Annotated in this window: 12 protein-coding genes; 9 read left to right on the plus strand and 3 right to left on the minus strand. The window is 72.4% G+C overall.

Annotated features, from left to right (window positions below; translation table 11 throughout):
- Positions 1–108 precede the first annotated feature (108 nt).
- Both OIB37_RS08455 and OIB37_RS08460 read right to left on the minus strand, forming a co-directional pair.
- A complete protein-coding gene (locus tag OIB37_RS08455; protein WP_330456908.1) occupies positions 109–927 on the minus strand; it encodes an anti-sigma factor in 819 nt (272 codons plus the stop codon).
- Entirely contained in the window at positions 924–1,466 is a 543-nt protein-coding gene (locus tag OIB37_RS08460) for a sigma-70 family RNA polymerase sigma factor (protein ID WP_330456909.1), read from the minus strand. The genes OIB37_RS08455 and OIB37_RS08460 overlap by 4 nt, the downstream gene beginning before the upstream one ends.
- Before the next feature lie 218 nt (positions 1,467–1,684).
- Here OIB37_RS08460 and OIB37_RS08465 point away from each other — a divergent pair, with 218 nt between their 5' ends.
- From OIB37_RS08465 to OIB37_RS08480, 4 genes are all read left to right on the plus strand, one after another.
- Positions 1,685–3,226 (plus strand): DUF4331 domain-containing protein, encoded by a 1,542-nt coding sequence (locus OIB37_RS08465; protein ID WP_330456910.1) that lies wholly within the window; start codon positions 1,685–1,687, stop codon positions 3,224–3,226.
- A 109-nt stretch (positions 3,227–3,335) separates the two neighbouring features.
- On the plus strand, positions 3,336–4,946 hold the full coding sequence (locus OIB37_RS08470; RefSeq protein ID WP_330456911.1) for a tetratricopeptide repeat protein: 1,611 nt from the start codon (positions 3,336–3,338) through the stop codon (positions 4,944–4,946).
- A complete protein-coding gene (locus tag OIB37_RS08475; protein WP_330456912.1) occupies positions 4,943–6,652 on the plus strand; it encodes a HoxN/HupN/NixA family nickel/cobalt transporter in 1,710 nt (569 codons plus the stop codon). The genes OIB37_RS08470 and OIB37_RS08475 overlap by 4 nt, the downstream gene beginning before the upstream one ends.
- A 27-nt stretch (positions 6,653–6,679) precedes the next feature.
- Positions 6,680–8,347 carry a serine/threonine-protein kinase gene (locus OIB37_RS08480; protein WP_330456913.1) on the plus strand — a complete coding sequence of 556 codons (1,668 nt, stop codon included), beginning with the start codon at positions 6,680–6,682 and terminating at the stop codon, positions 8,345–8,347.
- A gap of 69 nt (positions 8,348–8,416) precedes the next feature.
- On the opposite strand, the gene OIB37_RS08485 is transcribed toward OIB37_RS08480, so the two are convergent.
- Complete coding sequence (locus tag OIB37_RS08485; RefSeq protein ID WP_330456914.1) at positions 8,417–9,226, minus strand: SGNH/GDSL hydrolase family protein; 810 nt, start codon at positions 9,224–9,226, stop codon at positions 8,417–8,419.
- Positions 9,227–9,533: 307 nt separating this feature from the next.
- On the opposite strand from OIB37_RS08485, the gene OIB37_RS08490 reads away from it, so the two are divergent.
- The 5 genes from OIB37_RS08490 (at position 9,534) to OIB37_RS08510 (ending at position 16,957) form a co-directional block, all read left to right on the plus strand.
- Positions 9,534–9,968: a hypothetical protein gene (locus OIB37_RS08490; RefSeq protein WP_330456915.1), complete on the plus strand. Its 435-nt coding sequence runs from the start codon at positions 9,534–9,536 to the stop codon at positions 9,966–9,968.
- A 393-nt stretch (positions 9,969–10,361) separates the two neighbouring features.
- Positions 10,362–11,183, plus strand: coding sequence for a glycosyltransferase family 2 protein (locus OIB37_RS08495; protein ID WP_330456916.1), 822 nt, complete (start codon positions 10,362–10,364; stop codon positions 11,181–11,183).
- On the plus strand, positions 11,180–12,250 hold the full coding sequence (locus OIB37_RS08500; protein ID WP_330456917.1) for a glycosyltransferase family 2 protein: 1,071 nt from the start codon (positions 11,180–11,182) through the stop codon (positions 12,248–12,250). The genes OIB37_RS08495 and OIB37_RS08500 overlap by 4 nt, the downstream gene beginning before the upstream one ends.
- Positions 12,247–13,047, plus strand: coding sequence for a polysaccharide deacetylase family protein (locus tag OIB37_RS08505; RefSeq protein ID WP_330456918.1), 801 nt, complete (start codon positions 12,247–12,249; stop codon positions 13,045–13,047). The genes OIB37_RS08500 and OIB37_RS08505 overlap by 4 nt, the downstream gene beginning before the upstream one ends.
- Positions 13,040–16,957 carry a lipopolysaccharide biosynthesis protein gene (locus OIB37_RS08510; protein ID WP_330456919.1) on the plus strand — a complete coding sequence of 1,306 codons (3,918 nt, stop codon included), beginning with the start codon at positions 13,040–13,042 and terminating at the stop codon, positions 16,955–16,957. The genes OIB37_RS08505 and OIB37_RS08510 overlap by 8 nt, the downstream gene beginning before the upstream one ends.
- Positions 16,958–16,969: the final 12 nt, after the last annotated feature.

A 16,969-nucleotide genomic window follows, 5' to 3' on the forward strand; every position in this document is an offset into this window, starting at 1 on the left:
CGAGTCACCCGGCCCGGGCAGGGTAACCCTATCGCCCCATTGGGGCATGCGGGTATCTCGCCCACAGGATTCACCTTCCCCGCAAGGCGGTTGATCACCCGCATTTGACTACTCTCCGAATCCGACCGAATTCAGGGTGAGTTGGACAATCGGCTGGCCGGTGGGTTGCGATGAGCCGCCGTCGGGCTCGATGGTCACGGCGAGTGACGTGGCCGACTTCTCCAGACCTTTGGCGACCAAGGGCGTGTCGCCCGCCAGGAGCCCGAGGGAGCGCGGTTGCGCATGGGGGCGCATGACCCACAACTGGCGCACGCGTCCACCGGACGGGGTGCCGTAACCGCTGAGGGTGACGACGGCCCGGCCCTGCGCCGCCGACGCGATCACCGCCATGCCGCGCCCGCGCGCGTCCTCGCTGCCGGCCGCACGGGCGTCGGGGGCGGCGAGAACGTGGGCGATCTCACGTGCCTGGGCGCGCTCGGCGTCGAGCCGGTCCTGGGTCCGGCCCGCCTGGACCGCGAAGAGGGAGGCGACGACGAGGGCCGCCGCGGCGGTCGCCGTGGCCAGCGGTACGAACAGAGGGCGCGCGCGGGGTACACGGGTACGGGCCGGCGGGGGCTGGGTCCCCCAGACGTGTGGCGGCAGTTGGGGGGCACGGGTCCGGGCGGGGGCCGGCGCCTGTTCCTGCGGGGTGGTGCGGACGGCGGCCAGGACCCTGTCGCGCAGGGCGGCGGGGGCGGGAGCGGCGGTGGAGAGGGCGAGGCGCACGGCGTCCTCGGACAGGGCGCGGACCTCGGCCGCGCACCGGTCACAGCCTCCGAGGTGCTTCTCGAAGCGGCGCCGCTCGCCGGGTTCGAGGGCGTCGAGGGCGTAGGGGGCGGCGAGGGAGTGCGGGTCCTCGCGGCGCAGCAGACGGCCGAGGATGCTCATGCGGCGCCTCCCAGGCACTCGCGCAGCCGGGTGAGTCCGTCGCGCATCCGGGTCTTGACCGTACCGAGCGGCAGTTTCAGCCGCTCGGCCACCTCACGGTAGGTGTACCCGTCGTAGTAGGCGAGGGTGACGGACTGGCGTTGCAGGGCGGTGAGCCGGTCCAGGCAGCGGCGTACCCACTCGCGTTCCAGGGCGGCCTCGACCTCCTCGGCGACTTGGTCGAAGGCGGGTTCCCCGGCGCGCAGGGCCTCGCGCTGCTCGCGTTCGCCGGCCGCGCGGGCGCTGCGCACCCGGTCGACCGCGCGGCGGTGGGTGAGGGTGAGGATCCAGGACAGGGCGCTGCCCCGCACGGGGTCGAACCGGGCCGCGGAGCGCCACAGTTCGAGCAGCACCTCCTGGGCGACCTCCTCGGACTGGGCACGGTCGCGCACGATCCGCCGTACGAGACCGTAGACGGGTCCGTTCACCAGTCCGTACAGGTCCTCGAACGCCTTCTGGTCGCCGCCCGCCACGCGCACCAGAAGTTCTTCCGCCTCCAACCCGGCCCCCTCCGCCTGGCTTCCGTGGCCGCAGCCGGCCCTGCCTCTGACCCCACGCATCCGCACGAACGCACACCTCCGGTGGGTGGTACGGATCAGCGGGCCGGAAACGCGGGCCGGAAACCCGGAAAAGAAAATTCCCGTCCGACCAATCCGAACGGCGGCCCCGCTCCGTATACCCGTCCGTCAAAGGCAAGTCGGCACTGAGGACGGACGGCATGACTGCTCTCTTCTCCAGGAGCGACACAGGGCGCAAGGGCCTGGTCTCGCTCATCTGTGGTGCGCTGGCCGCCGGGGGGCTCGCAGCCGCCGGCGTCACCGCGCTGGAACCCGGGGCGGCCTCCGCCTCCTCCCACCGGGAAGCCCCGCTGATATCGGGGACCCCGCAGTACGACAACACGGACCTGTACGCGTTCGCCAGCCCGGACAAGCCCGACACGACGACGATCGTCGCCAACTGGATCCCGTTCGAGGAGCCGGCCGGCGGGCCGAACTTCTACACGTTCGCGGACGACGCCCAGTACGACATCCACATCGACAACAACGGTGACGCGCAGGGCGAGTTGCTCTTCCGGTACACCTTCAGGACCAGGACGAAGAACGGCAACACGTTCCTGTACAACACCGGTCCGGTCACCAGTCTGGACGACCCCGACCTCAACGTCACGCAGACGTACGACATCGATCTGGTCCGGCTCAGGAACCAGCGGGTGGTGTCGAAGACGAAGCTCGCGGACGACGTGCCCGTGGCGCCGTCGAACGTCGGCAAGGCCTCCATGCCGGACTACGGCAAGCTGCGCACGCAGGCCGTGTACAAGACGGCGGGCGGCGCGACGACCTTCGCCGGCCAGGCGGACGACCCCTTCTTCCTCGACCTGCGCGTCTTCGACCTGCTGTACGGCGGCAACCTCACCGAGGTCGGCCGGGACACGCTCAAGGGCTACAACGTCAACACGATCGCCCTCCAGGTCCCCAACGACCTGATCCGCGAGTCCTCCGGCCAGCCGGTGGTCGGCGTCTGGTCCACCACGCAGCGCCGCAACGCGCGGGGCGCCTACGCCCAGGTCTCCCGGCTCGGCAACCCGCTCGTCAACGAGGTGGTCAACCCGCAGAAGGACAAGGACAGGTTCAACGCGTCCGCGCCCTGGTACGACGCGCAGTTCCTGAAGAACGTCACCAACCCCGAGCTTCCCAAGCTCATCGAGGGCATCTACAAGATCAAGGCGCCCGCCGAACCGCGCAACGACCTGGTCGACGTGTTCCTCAAGGGCGTCAAGGGCCTCAACCAGCCGCCGAACGTGCGCCCTTCGGAGGAACTGCGCCTGAACACCTCCATCAAGCCGAGCATGCATCCCAAGCGGCTCGGAGTGCTGGACGGTGACAACGCGGGCTTCCCGAACGGCCGTCGGCTCACCGACGACGTGGTCGACGAGGCGCTCCAGGTCGTGGAGGGCGAACTGCTCGGCTCCAAGAACGACTTGGGTGACGCCGTGGACAAGAACGACAAGAAGTTCGAGAAGTACTTCCCGTACGTCGCCGAGCCCACCTCGGGTTCGCGCGGCCCGCTCGCCAAGGGCACGACCTCGGGTGCGGACGTGCGCAGCCAGCTCGGTGACGCGCTGCAGCCGACCGGCTCCTCGTCCGGCGGCACGGACGACACGATGCTGATCGCCGGCTCGGCCGCCTCGGGCGCCGCCGGGATCCTGCTGATCGGCACCGCCCTCGCGTGGTGGCGCCGCCGCATGCAGCGCCCGTACTGACCCTCACCCCACCGACCGGCGCGGCCCGTGACCCCACTCCCCCACGGCGGGCCGCGCCTTCCCTTCCGAACACCATCAGGCACTGGCACCAGGCGACCTAGGAGAGGGCATGGCCCCGCGTACGCATGACGAGGAGACGGGCGGGCGCCCCGCCGGGCGGGACGAGCAGACGGGCCCGCCTGCCGACGGACGGGACGAAGAAGCTCCCGCTCTCGCCGACGCGAGGGACGACGTGGAGACCGTGCCCGGCGACGGGCGGGACGCGGAGGCCGTGCCCGCCGACGAGCGCGACGCGGAGACTCACGGCCGTACCGACCGGCGCGACGCGGAGACTCACGGCCGTACCGACCGGCGCGACGAAGAGGCGAGTGCGTCGCGGCCCGACCGTGCCCGGACGCGTCTGCGGCGTGTCCGGCTGGCGGGCTGTGCCGTCCTGTTGTCCGTCGCCCTGACCGGCGGGGCGATCGCCTTCGGGGCCGGGCGGGGCGGGACGCCCGTGGCGGCGGCCGCCGCCTCCGGTGCCGTCGATCCGGGCGTGCTGGCCGGCGGCAACCTGGACGCGGGCATCGCCGCCCTGCAGACTCATCTCCGCTCTCAGCCGCGGGACTTCGGCGGCTGGTCCACGCTCGGCCTGGCGTACGTCGAGCAGGCGCGGACCAAGGGTGATCCTGGCAGGTACCCGCAGGCGGAGAAGGCGCTGAAGCGGTCCCTCGCGTTGGCACCCGGCAACGACCAGGCCCTGGCCGGCCAGGCCGCCCTCGCCGCCGCCCGCCACGACTTCACGGACGCCCTCACCTACGCGGACCGGGCGCTGGAACAGAATCCGTACAGCGAACGAGCGCTGTGCTCCCGGATCGACGCACTCGTCGAACTCGGCCGGTACGCCGAGGCGTCCAAGGCGGCCGAGACCGCCGACACACGCAGGCCGGGCGTACCGGTCTTCACGCGGTACGCGTACGTGCGCGAACTGCGCGGCGACGTGACCACGGCACGGCGGGTGCTCGAACAGGCACTCGCCGGGGCCGCCACACCCGGCGATGTCACGTACGTGGCCGCACAGCTCGGCCAACTCGCCTGGAACCAGGGCGACTACAAGTCCGCCCTCACGTTCTACGCGCGCGCCCTGGCCGCCGACGACAGTTACCTGCCCGCGCTCGAAGGACGAGCCCGCGCACAGGCGGCGAGCGGCCGGCGGGCGGAGGCGGTCAAGGGCATGGAGGCGGTGGTCTCGCGCGCTCCGCTGCCCGGCCCGCTCGTCGAGCTGGGCGAGCTGTACGAGGCCAGAGACGCGGCGGGCGACCCGACCCGGGCCCGCGAGCAGTACGCGCTGGTCGACGCGTGGATCGCACTGGCCCGCGCCAACGGCGTCGACGCCGACCTCGACACCGCGCTGGCCGCCGCCGACCACGGCGACAAGGCGTCCGCCCTGCGCGCGGCCCGGGCCGAGTGGGCCCGCCGCCACACCGTGCACACCGCGGACGCACTCGCCTGGGCGCTGCACGTCAACGGCCTTGACCGGGAGGCCCTCCCGCACGCCCGGCAGGCCACGGCGACCGGCTACCGCAACGCCGCCTTCCTCTTCCACCGGGGCATGATCGAGCTGGCGACCGGCCACGCGAAGGACGGCCGTGCCTCCCTGCGGGCGGCTCTGAAGCTGAACCCCGGTTTCTCCCCGCTGGGTGCCGCCGCGGCCCGTGAGGCACTGGGGGCCGCGAAGTGAACCTCCGCCGCCCGCTCGCCGGCGCCGCGGCCGTCCTTTCGGCCGCCTGCGCCCTCGCGCTCGGCCCCGCCCCGGCCGCGAGCGCGCACCCGCTCGGCAACTTCACCGTCAACCGGTACGACGGTCTCGTCGCCGCCCCGGGTCTGCTCCGCGTCGACCATGTGGAGGACCTGGCCGAGATCCCGGCGACCCAGGCCAAGCCCGACATCGAACGGCTCGGCATCGCCGAGTGGGCCCGCAGGCGCTGCGCGACGGCAGCCCGGGACAGTGCACTCACCGTCGACGGCCGCGCCGTCCCGCTCACCGCCGGGTCCGCCACGGCACACCTGCGTCCCGGGCAGGCCGGACTGGACACGCTTCGCGTGGAGTGCGCCGAGACGGCACGCCTGCCCAAGGGCGCTCATGTCACCCTCGGCTTCCACAGCGCGGGCGCGTCCTCCGGTCCCGGCTGGCGGGAGATCACCGCGCGGGGCGACCGGATGACGCTGACGGCGTCCGACGTGCCCAAGAGGTCGGCCTCCCACCGGCTCACCGTCTACCCCAAGGAGCTGCTCTCCTCCCCCGCCGACACCTCCACCGCCCGGCTGCGGGTGCGCGCCGGCGGCCCCGCCCTGGCGGCGGAACACCAGGACGCCCCCGCCGCCTCGGTGCTGCCCCGGGGCGCCGACCGCTGGACCCAGGCCCTGAACGACCTGGTCGCCCGTCACGACCTCACCTTCGCCTTCGCCGCCCTCGCGCTGCTCATCGCCGTCGGGCTCGGCGCGCTGCACGCCCTCGCACCGGGCCACGGCAAGACCCTGATGGCCGCGACGGCGGCCGCGCGCGGCGGCCGGGCCCGCCTGGGGGACGTGCTCCCCCTCGCGGCCTCGGTCACCGTGACCCACACCCTCGGCGTGATCACCCTGGGCCTGCTGGTCACCGCCGGTTCCGCCGCCACGCCCTCGGTGATCGCCTGGCTGGGCATCGCCAGCGGCGCCATGGTCCTCACGGCGGGCGCGAACCTCGTACGCCGGGCATGGCGCAACAGGACACACGGACACGAAAGCAGCCACGCCCACGGACACGGGCACGGACACACCCATCCGCACCCGCACACCCACGACCGCGCGCACGAGCACGAGCACGAGCACGCACGCTCACACGCGCGTGAACACACGCACGAGCACGCGGAAAAGCGCCCGTTGGCCCTGGCGGCCGCCCTCCCCGGCACCCCGTCGGCGCACCACACCCCCGAACTCCACCACCACGAACACGAACACGGACGGGAACACGGACAGGAACCGGAGCACGACCACGACCACGCCCTGGCCCACTCCCCCTCCCACACCCACGGCGGCCACACGCACACCCACTCCACCGCTCCCACCCTCCGCGGCACGATCCTGCTCGGGTTCGCCGGTGGTCTCGTGCCCAGCCCCTCCGCGGTGGTGGTGCTGGTCGGGGCCGCGGCGCTCGGGCAGGCGTGGTTCGGGCTGCTGCTGGTCGTGGCGTACGGCGTCGGGCTCGCGCTGACGCTGACGGCGGCCGGGTTCGCCGTCGTACGGCTGGGCTCGGGGGTCGGCCGGCTGCTGGACCGGCGCCCCCGCTGGACCACCCACCCGGTCGCCGCCCTGGCACGCCGGACCCTGCCGCTCGCGTCCGCGCTGGTCGTCGTGGCCCTCGGTGCCGGATTGGTGCTCAGGGGGGCCGCATCCGCGCTCGGCTGAGCTACTTTTGTGGAGGAATCGCGTGAGATGCCGTGGGGGGCGCTCGTGTCCGAAGATCCGGGCCGTGAACGTGTGATCGCGGGACGCTACCGTCTGCTGTCCCCGCTGGGCGAGGGCGGCATGGGCACGGTGTGGCGCGCCCGCGACGAGGTACTGCACCGCGAGGTGGCGGTGAAGGAGGTACGGGCCCCCGCGGGGCTGCCCGCGGCGGACGTCGAGCGGATGTACGCCCGACTGGAGCGCGAGGCGTGGGCGGCGGCCCGCGTCGCCAACCGCAACGTCGTCACGGTGTACGACGTGGCGATGGAGGGCGGCCGTCCCTGGATCGTGATGGAGCTGGTGCGCGGGCTGTCCCTCGCCGACCAGCTGGACGCCGAGGGGCCGTTGTCGCCGCAGCGGGCCGCGCAGATCGGCGCCGAGGTGCTGGCCGCGCTGCGCGCCGCGCACGCCGTCGGGGTGCTGCACCGGGACGTGAAGCCCGCCAACGTGCTGCTGGCCAACGACGGCAGGGTGGTGCTGACCGACTTCGGGATCGCCACGGTGGAGGGCAGCTCCGCCCTGACGATGACCGGAGAGGTGATCGGGTCGCCCGAATTCCTCGCGCCGGAGCGGGCGTTGGGGCGCATCCCGGGCCCGGAGTCGGACCTGTGGTCGCTGGGCGTGCTGCTGTACGCGGCCGTCGAGGGCAACTCCCCGTTCCAGTACGACACTCCGCTGAGCACCCTGCGTGCCGTGGTGGAGGACGAGTTGCCGCCGCCGCGCCGGGCCGGACCGCTCGCTCCCGTCGTCGAGGGGCTGTTGCGCAAGGACCCCGCCGAGCGGCTGTCCGCCGGGCGGGCCGAGCAGGATCTGCGGCTGGTCGCGGCGGGCGGCACACCCCTCGCGGACACGGTGCCCTTCTCACCGCCGTCGCCCCGGTCGCCGTATCCGCCGACGGTCGCGGCTCAGCCCCGACGGCCGTCTCCCACACCGCCGATGCCGGTACCCCTCGGACACCCGGATCCCCGGACGACGGGCGAAGGCGCGGCCGAGCACACCACCGGGGCCGGGACCTCCGGACCGGGCGGCGGCCGGCGGGCGGGGGCGGTGCTGGTCGCGGGGCTGCTCGCGGTCGCGCTCGCGCTGGCCGGGCTGACGTACGCGCTTCTCCACCAGGGCGGCGGTGGTGCCGAGGGGAACGGCGGGGCGGGCGCGAGCCGGACGGGGACCGCCACGGCGCACTCCTCCGCCACGGGCTCCGGCACGGACGCGGACACCGGGGCGCCCCCGCCGGCGAGGACGACCTCTGCCGCGAGCAGTCAGCCCGCCCAGTCCGTGCACGTCACCGTGGTCGGGGAGCACACGCGGTACGACGGGACCTGTCCGCCGCCGGCCGCGCAGGCGCCCGCCTTCACGGCGACGTTCACGGTGGGGCGGCTGCCGGCCACGGTGGAGTACCGGTGGGTGCTGGCACACGGGTCGTTCGCCGAAGCGGGCTGGAGGACGCTGTCGTTCCCGGCGGACGGCGAGCGGACGAAGCAGGTGCGGGTGACGGTGACCGCCTACTCCGACAGCGGGACGATCGAGAACGAGATCGCGGTGGAGGTGCGTTCTCCCGTGCGGACCACGTCCGGCTCCGTGCCGTTCTCGGTCGGTTGCGCGACGACGGAGACCCCGTCGGACGGGGCCTCCGCTTCCTCTTCCGGCTCACCCTGACCGTCACCCGGACGGGCTCGCCGTGTTCACCCGGACGGGCTCACCCCGTCGGGCAGTGCGGTCCACCTCTCAGGAGGCGGCGTTCGTGAGCACCGGCAGGTAGCCGCCGGACTGGCCGGCCGACGTCGGGTGGTACGACTCGCCGATGTCGAGCCAGTCGACGCTGTGCAGCCAGGAGTTGCTGGAGCAGATCTGGTGACCGGAGAACGTGGGGCCGACGTCACCGAAGATGAAGCCGTGGGCCTGGGCGCGACCCTGGATCACGCTGTCCATGTAGGCGGACGCGTCGTTGATCGCCGACCGCTTGGTCTCGGAGAGGCCGAGGCAGCTCTGGCCGAGCAGATAGAAGACGGGGTAGCCGAGCACGACCACCCGGGCGGACGGGGCCTTGGCGTGGATGGTGTTGTAGAGGTTGTCGAGCTTGCCGGGGAGCGTGGAGCCGACGTACGCCCGGGCCGTGTTGATCCGGCTCAGGCAGGAGCTGTCGGACTGGATGACGCAGGACGTCATGACGTCGGCGAAGCCGGCGTCGTTGCCGCCGATGCTGATGGACACCAGGCCGGTGGAGGAGTTGAGCGAGCCGAGCTGGTTGGCGAGCACGTCGTCCGTCGTGGCGCCCGAGCAGGCGTTGAAGGCGAACGAGGACGGGCTGTGCGCGGCGTTCCACAGGTACGGGTACGCCAGGGTGCTCCGGTCACAGCTGCCGCTCGAGCTGATGTAGCTGCCCGATCCGACACCGGAGGAGTAGGAGTCGCCAAGCGCCACGTAGCCGCCGGTCACGGCCGTGGTGGACGCCTGCGCCGATGCGGCCCCGCTGATCGCGAGGCCGGTGGCGAGGAGGAGCGAGGTCACGTATGCCGTAATTCGGGAACGTCTCATGGAACCTCCCTTTAGCAGGATCTCTGCGTCAACTTTGGTAACAGCTACGCGCGTTGACGGGGCGTGTCCATGTCAAGACTTTTTGAATCCGGAGTGCACCCTGACAGAACCCGACCAGGATGTTCATTACCCCAACTATTGCGTGTGCATGTCAGTCTTGTTGCGCGTGTGTCAACTCCCGTGTCCCCAGGGCCCCTTCCGGGCGCGGAGAACACATGTCCACGGCAGAAGGGCCGTCTTGACGGCCCGTGCGCGGGTGGGCCACATTGAAGCCCGGCATCCGGCGCGTCGGGGGGCAAAGTCGCCAATGCAGACCTTACGTATCAAGACACCTTCACGAGACGGCGCCGACGACGACGCCGGGCGAGTGCGGCCGGGTCCGGGGAGGAACCTGTCACCGCTGCTCGCGGGGGCCGCGACGGCCGTCGGCGCAGCCGGTGCGCTGCTCGCGCTCACCGACTCCGACTGGCCGCTGCGCGGTCCGTTCGCCCTGTTCTTCCTGCTCGCCACGCCGGCGGTCGCGATCGCCGCGGCCCTGCGCGGACTGGATCCGTTCGGTCGGGCGGTCGGCGCACTTGCGGGCGCGGTCGCCCTGGACATGCTGGTCGCCCAGGGCATGCTGGCCGTGCACCGCTGGTCGGTCCGCGGCGGAGTGCTCGCGGTGACCGTGCTCAGCCTGCTCCTGCTCGCCGGCTTCCTCGCGCGGGGGAAATTCAGTTCGAAGAAACACCCGCAAGAGTGAAGAACCCAGGCCAAAGTTGTGTAACGGCCAAACCAACAAAATCGTGAGACCCGTTCCAGGTCTTGCCATTCTGCTTCAATCGTCAATACCGTCGTACATCTCACCCGCATCGGTCCGTCAGCACACGGTTCAGGGGAGGGCTCAGGGCCGTGACGTTCCGGCGCGGGGCGCGGTAGGGGGGTGCCGTGCTCGGTGACCGCACCATGTGACCGAGCCGTGCCGCGCGACCGGCTGCCTTCTTTTCCCGGCAGCCCGGCCAGCTTTGCCAGCTCGTCCTCGGGTACGGAGAGCGATCCGCCGCGCCCAGGACGAGAACCCCCCTTTCGAACCGGACACATAGCCGGGCCGCCCAGGGGCGGGCGGTCCACCGGACGAGAGGGACCGACCACAGTCATGAGTTCAGTTCTGCGCCCGCCCAGTTCGGGCAAGGATCCGTCGATCGCCGCCCACTACCGGCCGATCTCCTCGCATCTCGCGATCACTCCGCCGGTGAGCGTGGTGATCCCCGCCATGAACGAGGCCGAGAACCTGCCCTACGTCTTCAAGACGCTGCCGCCCTGGATCCACGAAGTGGTGCTGGTGGACGGCAACTCCGCCGACGACACCGTCGAAGTGGCCCGCTCCCTGTGGCCGGACGTGAAGGTCGTCGAGCAGCAGGGCAAGGGCAAGGGGGATGCCCTGATCACCGGGTTCGAGGCGTGCAGCGGCGACATCATCGTGATGGTCGACGCCGACGGCTCGGCCGACGGCAACGAGATCGTGTCGTACGTCTCCGCGCTGGTCTCCGGCGCCGACTTCGCCAAGGGCTCACGCTTCGCCAACGGCGGCGGCACCGACGACATGACCTTCATCCGCAAGCTCGGCAACTGGGCTCTGTGCACGGTCGTCAACCGCAAGTTCGGCGCCCGCTACACCGACCTGTGCTACGGCTACAACGCGTTCTGGCGGCACTGCCTCGACAAGATCGACCTCGACTGCACCGGCTTCGAGGTCGAGACCCTGATGAACATCAGAGTGGTCAAGGCCGGGCTGAAGGTGCAGGAGATCCCCAGCCACGAGTACCTGCGCATCCACGGCACGAGCAACCTGCGGGCCGTGCGCGACGGGCTGCGGGTGCTGAGGGTGATCCTCGGGGAGCGTTCCAACCGGCGCGCCCTGCGCCGCCGCATCCGCCAGGCACGGCTGCTGAACACCGGGCGGGGAGAGGTGTCTTGAGAGATCCCGGCATCTCCGTCGTGATCTGTGTGTACACCGAGGACCGCTGGGAGGACATCCTCGCGGCGGTCTCCTCGGTGCGCGCGCAGTCCTACCCGGCACTGGAGACGCTCCTGGTCGTCGACCACAACCCCGCCCTGCTGGAGCGGCTGGCGCGGGAACACAAGGAGGGGGCCGACGTCCGGGTGCTGCCCAACGCCGGCCCGCGCGGTCTGTCCGCGGGCCGCAACACCGGCATCGCCGCCTCCCGCGGCGAGGTGATCGCCTTCCTGGACGACGACGCCGTGGCCGAACGGCACTGGCTGCGCCGCTTCGCCGAGGGGTACGCCGACCCGCGCGTGATGGCGGTCGGCGGCCGTACGGAGCCGATCTGGGCGTCGGGCCGGCGGCCCGTCTGGTTCCCCGAGGAGTTCGACTGGGTGGTGGGCTGCACGTACCGGGGCCTGCCGCCCGGCCGGGTCCGGGTCCGCAACGTCCTGGGCGGCAACGCCTCCTTCCGCCGTACGGCGTTCGAGGTGGCGGGCGGCTTCGCGACCGGCATCGGCCGCGACGGCGACCGGCGCCCGCTGGGCTGCGAGGAGACGGAGCTGTGCATCCGCCTCACCCGCGCCCGTCCCGACGCCGTACTGCTGATCGACGACCGCGCGGTGATCCACCACCGCGTGCCCGCACCCCGCGAGCACTTCGCCTACTTCCGTACCCGGGCCTACGCCGAGGGCCTGTCCAAGGCCCTGGTCGCCCGAAGTGTCGGCGCCGACAAGGGACTTGAGTCCGAGCGCCGGTACGCCACCCGGGTGCTGCCCGCGGGCGTGGCGCGCGGCCTGCGCGACGCGCTGCTCGCCCGCCCCGGTGGCGCGGGCCGCGCGGGCGCGATCGTCGCGGGGGTGCTGACGGCGGCCGGCGGTTACGTGGTGGGGACCGTGCGGGCACGGCGCGGCACGACGGAGTTCACCGTGGCGCCGATCGGGGCGTCGACGGCCCCGGACGGCCCGGGGCGGGAGCCCGCGGGGGACCCGACGGAGCGCGCCGCGGTGCGCGGCGCCGAGGCCGAGGAGGCGGGGGCATGAACAGCGCGGCCGTACCGATTCTCATGTACCACGCGGTCGCCACCGCGCCCAACGACGCCACCCGGGTCCTCTCGGTCGCCCCGGAGGCGTTCGCCGAGCAGATGGCGCTCATCGGCGACCTGGGCATGACCCCGGTCACCACCGCCGAGCTGGCGGCGCGCTGGCGCTCCGGACGGCCGCTGCCCGCCCGGCCGGTACTGATCACCTTCGACGACGGCTACGAGGGCGTCCACCGGCACGCCCTGCCGGTGCTCGCCAAACACGGCTTCCCGGCCACGCTGTTCGTCTCCACCGGCTGGCTCAGGGGCTCCCACGACACAGGGGGCGGCCTGGACACCATGCTCGACTGGCCGCAGACGCGTGAACTCGCGGGCTCCGGCGTCGAGATCGGTGGACACAGCCACACCCACCCGCAGCTCGACCAGCTCGACGACGTCGCGCTGGAGGCGGAGCTGACGCGGAGCACCGAGATCCTGACCGGTGAACTCGGCACGCGCCCGGTGTCGTTCGCCTACCCGTACGGCTACTCCAGCCGCCGGGTCCGCCAGGCCGTACGGTCGGCGGGGTACGGCCAGGCGCTCGCCGTCGGCAACGGGCTCGCCCGCCGGCGGCAGGGGCCGTACACCCTGCAGCGGGTCACCGTCCGCCGCACCACGGGCGTCGAGGAGTTCGAGCGGCTGCTGCGAGGCCGCGCGATCACCCGCACCTTCGCCAGGGACCGTGCCCTCACCAAGGGGTACGCCCTCGTCCGCAGAACCCGCCAGGTCCGCCGGAAGGCCATCCGTTCCCGTGTCTGACACGACCACCGCAACCGAGGCCGCGACGCCCGAGCCCGAGACGGCCGACCGGCCGGGGCGCCGCCTCCGCCTGCCCGGCATGGGCCGGCCGGGCGGCAGCCAGCTGTTCCGCAACGCCTACGCGCTGATGCTCAACACCGGCATCTCCGCCGTCCTCGGACTCGGCTTCTGGCTGGCCGCGGCGCGTTACTACTCCGAGTCGGCGGTCGGGCAGGGCTCGGCCGCCATCGCCGCGATGAAACTGCTCGCCGGGCTGACCGCGGTGACCCTGACCGGCGCCCTGGCCCGCTTCATACCGGTGGCCGGACGGCGCACCGGCCGCCTCATCTTCGGTACCTACGCCTGCAGTTCACTGGTCGTGGCGCTGGCGGCGGGGGGCTTCCTGCTGACGCTGAACGCGTGGGGGCCGTCGTACCGGTTCCTGCACGGGCCGCTCAACGGGCTCGGGTTCGTCGCGGCCGTCGTCGCGTGGAGCCTGCTCACCCTCCAGGACGGCGTGCTGACCGGACTGCGCAACGCGCCCTGGGTGCCGGTCGGCAACACCGTGTTCTCGGCGGTGAAGCTGGGGCTGCTGGTCGCGTTCGCCGTGGCCATCCCGGCCACCGGTGTCTTCGTGTCCTGGGTCGCCGCGATCGCCACCTCGGTGGTGCCGCTGGGCTGGCTGGTGTTCCGGCGGCTGGTGCCCCGGCACGTCCGGGCGACCGCGGGCCACACCAAGCCGCCGACGGTCCGGGAGATCGGCAGGTTCCTCGCCGGGGACTACACCGGCTCGCTGTTCTCCCTCGCCGTGGTCTACCTCGTCCCGGTGATCATCGCCTCGCAGGTCAGCTCCGAGGACAACGCCTACTTCTACATCACCACCACCATCGGCGGCACGACCAACCTGCTCGCCATCAACATGGGCGCCTCCCTGACCGTGGAGGGCTCGCACGAACCGGGACGGCTGGCCGCCGACACCCGGGCCGCGCTGAAGCGGATGGCCCGGATCATGCTGCCGATCGCGGCCGTGCTGTTCATCGGCGCGCCCTGGATCCTGGGCGTGTTCGGCGCGGGCTACGCGGACGCGGCGACCCCGCTGCTGCGCTGGTTCGCGGTCGGCGCGGTGCTGAGGGTCGTCATGGAGACGCACTTCGCGGTGCTGCGCGCACAGAGTCGTACGGCCGGACTCGCCTGGCTCCAGGGCCTGTTGTGCGTGCTGGTGCTCGGCCTGACCCTGCTGCTCCTGCCCCGGATGGGGCTGACCGGCGCGGGCGTCGCCGAGATCTCCAGCCTCGCGGTGATCGTGGCGATCGCCGCGCCGAAGCTGTGGAAGACGATCCGGTCCGTCCCCGCCGACGTTCCCCGGGCGGTGGCACCGGACGGAGACCTCGCCGACCTCGGGGCGCGCGAGAAGCCGTCCGGCCCGTCGGCGCGCCGGCGCGGTCCGTCCTGGGCGCTGGACAACGACACCCTCGCGCTCGGCATCCCCGTCGACTTCGACCACGTCGAACGCCGGCCGGACGTACGCCCCGGACCCGGCACACCGCCCACCGGCACACCCCTGCGGCGACTGCCCGCCGAACAGCCGGAGCCGGGCACGGAGGCGTCCACGAGCCCGGGCCTGCCGTCACCGAGGGCCGGCACGGAGGCCCGCAACGGAATCGGCGCCGGAATCGGCACCGGCTTCGGCACTGAAGCCGGAACCGGCGTCGGAGCCGGAGCCGCAACCGGAGCCGGAGCCGCAACCGAGATCGACGCCGCGGCCGAAGTCGACGCGGGGGCCGCCGCGAAGGAGGTCGACGCGCCCTTCGAGGAAGCCGGGCCCGCGACGGCCGGGAAGGAACGACGCGCGCCCGCCGCCACGCCGGAGGACGGGACCGTACCCGGCGGGCCGGTCTCCCCCGCGCGTACCCGCCGGACGCCGACCCGTTCCGGAGTCGTCCTCGGCTGCCTGCTGATCGCCGCGCTGCTGCTGTACTGGGTGCCCGCGCTGCGCCTCGGCGACGCGGACCTGGACCGGATGGGCGGCCTCGGGCTGGTCTCCGTGCTGCCGTTGCCGACGCTGGTCGGGGCCGCGCTGCTGATCACGGTGTTCGCCTCGCTGCTCTGGCTGCGCCGCGAGCACCGGGCGCTGCTGCTGATCACGCTGCTGGCGACCGTGGTGTCCCTGCATGCGCTGCCCGCCGTCATCGAGACCGAGCCCCGGTTCCCGACGGCCTGGCAGCACCTCGGCTTCATCGACTACATCGACCGCACCGGGTCCGCCGTACCGGACCTGGACGCCCGCTGGAGCTGGCCAGGCTTCTTCGCGGTGGCCGCGTTCGTCGGCCGGACGTGCGGTGTCACCGACTTCACGGAGATCATCCGCTGGTGGCCGACCGCGATCCAACTGGCCTATCTGGCACCGATGTTCCTGCTGACCCGCTCCCTGCGGGCGAGCTGGCGAGCCAAGTGGACCGGCGTGTGGCTCTTCGTGCTGTGCGGCTGGGTCGGCCAGGACTACTTCTCCCCGCAGGGCTTCACGTATCTGCTGTACCTCGCCTTCGTGGCGATCCTGCTGGTCTGGTTCCGTGCCCCGCACGTGATCTGGAGCAGGTTCCGCCCCGGCGAGGCCGAGGTGGAACCCACCGGCCGGCGTCAGCGGGCCGTGCTGCTGCTGGTGCTGACCGGTCTCTTCGCGGCATCCGTCCCGGCCCACCAGCTCACGCCGTTCGTGATGCTGGGCGTCCTCGCGGTCCTGGTCCTGCTGCGCCGGTCCGAACTGCGCGGCCTGCCACTGCTGTTCGCGGTCGTGGTCGCGGCCTGGGTCGGGTTCATGGCGGAGCCGTACTGGTCCGGGCACTTCGACGATCTCTTCGGCGGGGTCGGCGGGGTCGGCAGCAATGTCTCGACCTCCGTCTCCGGCCGTATCCAGGGCGGCAGTTCGACCCACAAGCTGGTCCTGTACACCCGGGTGCTGCTGGCCGGCTCGGTGATGGCGTTCGCCTGCTGGGGCTGGTGGCGCCGGCGGGAGAACAAGTACCGCGAGCGCTCGCTGCTGGTGCTCGCCTTCGTGCCGTTCCTGGGCTTCGGCATGCAGTCGTACGGCGGCGAGATGGCGCTGCGCGTCTTCATGTTCGCGCTGCCGGGCGCGGCCCTGCTCGGCGCGCTCGCCCTTTTCCCGCGCACCGGCGTCACCGCGAAGGAGCGGGAGCGGGACCGGGCGAGCCTCGCCCCGCTGGCCGCGCTGCTCGCCGGGCTGCTGCTCATGGGCGGCTTCCTGGTGGCCCGGTGGGGCAACGAGCCGTTCGAGCGGGTCCGGCCCGGCGAGGTCGCGGCGATGAACTGGGTGTACGCCCACGACAAGCCGACCGTACGCCTGCTGTGGCTGAGCAACGACACGGTGAACGACGTGACCCCGGCGCTGCCGTGGGGCGCGCGGGACATGGAGCGGGTGGACTACCTGCCGACGCAGGCGCCGGTCGACCCGGTGCTGGTGTCGGGCCTGGTCAAGGCGCTCAAGGACGCGGGCCCGAACTCGTATCTGATGGTCAACGAGAGTCAGGCCACCTATCTGCGGCTGGACGCGGGTTACCCGACGAGCTGGGAGTCGCGGCTGATCCGCAACCTGGACGACCGGCAGGAGCTGACGAAGGTCCTGGTCAACGACGACGTCTCCGTGTACACGATGCGTGCGCGGCCGGCGGGCGCGGTGCCGCAGGCGGATCCGGGGCCGATCGGGCCGCAGGTGACGTGGACCCCGTGGTCGGTGGTGGGCGCTCTGGCCGCCGTCGCGCTGATCCTGCTGCTCACCGCGCGTGAGCTGGTCCGTGTCGCGGAGCCGCCGAGTGTGCGCCGGCTGCGTCGGCTGCAGGGCGGGTTCTGGTTCTCGCTGCCGCTGCTCGCGGTGTTCCTCGCCTCGCTGGTGCAGCGGTTCCTGACCATGAAGTGACGGGGGCGGGGT

The organism is Streptomyces sp. NBC_00820, from assembly GCF_036347055.1.
Lineage (GTDB): Bacteria > Actinomycetota > Actinomycetes > Streptomycetales > Streptomycetaceae > Streptomyces.

Bases quoted from the DNA above. Each gene is read 5' to 3' on its own strand.
- OIB37_RS08455 (WP_330456908.1), bottom strand. From the start codon at position 927: ATGAGCATCCTCGGCCGTCTGCTGCGCCGCGAGGACCCGCACTCCCTC.
- OIB37_RS08465 (WP_330456910.1), top strand. From the start codon at position 1,685: ATGACTGCTCTCTTCTCCAGGAGCGACACAGGGCGCAAGGGCCTGGTC.
- OIB37_RS08470 (WP_330456911.1), top strand. From the start codon at position 3,336: ATGGCCCCGCGTACGCATGACGAGGAGACGGGCGGGCGCCCCGCCGGG.
- OIB37_RS08480 (WP_330456913.1), top strand. From the start codon at position 6,680: ATGCCGTGGGGGGCGCTCGTGTCCGAAGATCCGGGCCGTGAACGTGTG.
- OIB37_RS08485 (WP_330456914.1), bottom strand. From the start codon at position 9,226: ATGAGACGTTCCCGAATTACGGCATACGTGACCTCGCTCCTCCTCGCC.
- OIB37_RS08490 (WP_330456915.1), top strand. From the start codon at position 9,534: ATGCAGACCTTACGTATCAAGACACCTTCACGAGACGGCGCCGACGAC.
- OIB37_RS08495 (WP_330456916.1), top strand. From the start codon at position 10,362: ATGAGTTCAGTTCTGCGCCCGCCCAGTTCGGGCAAGGATCCGTCGATC.
- OIB37_RS08505 (WP_330456918.1), top strand. From the start codon at position 12,247: ATGAACAGCGCGGCCGTACCGATTCTCATGTACCACGCGGTCGCCACC.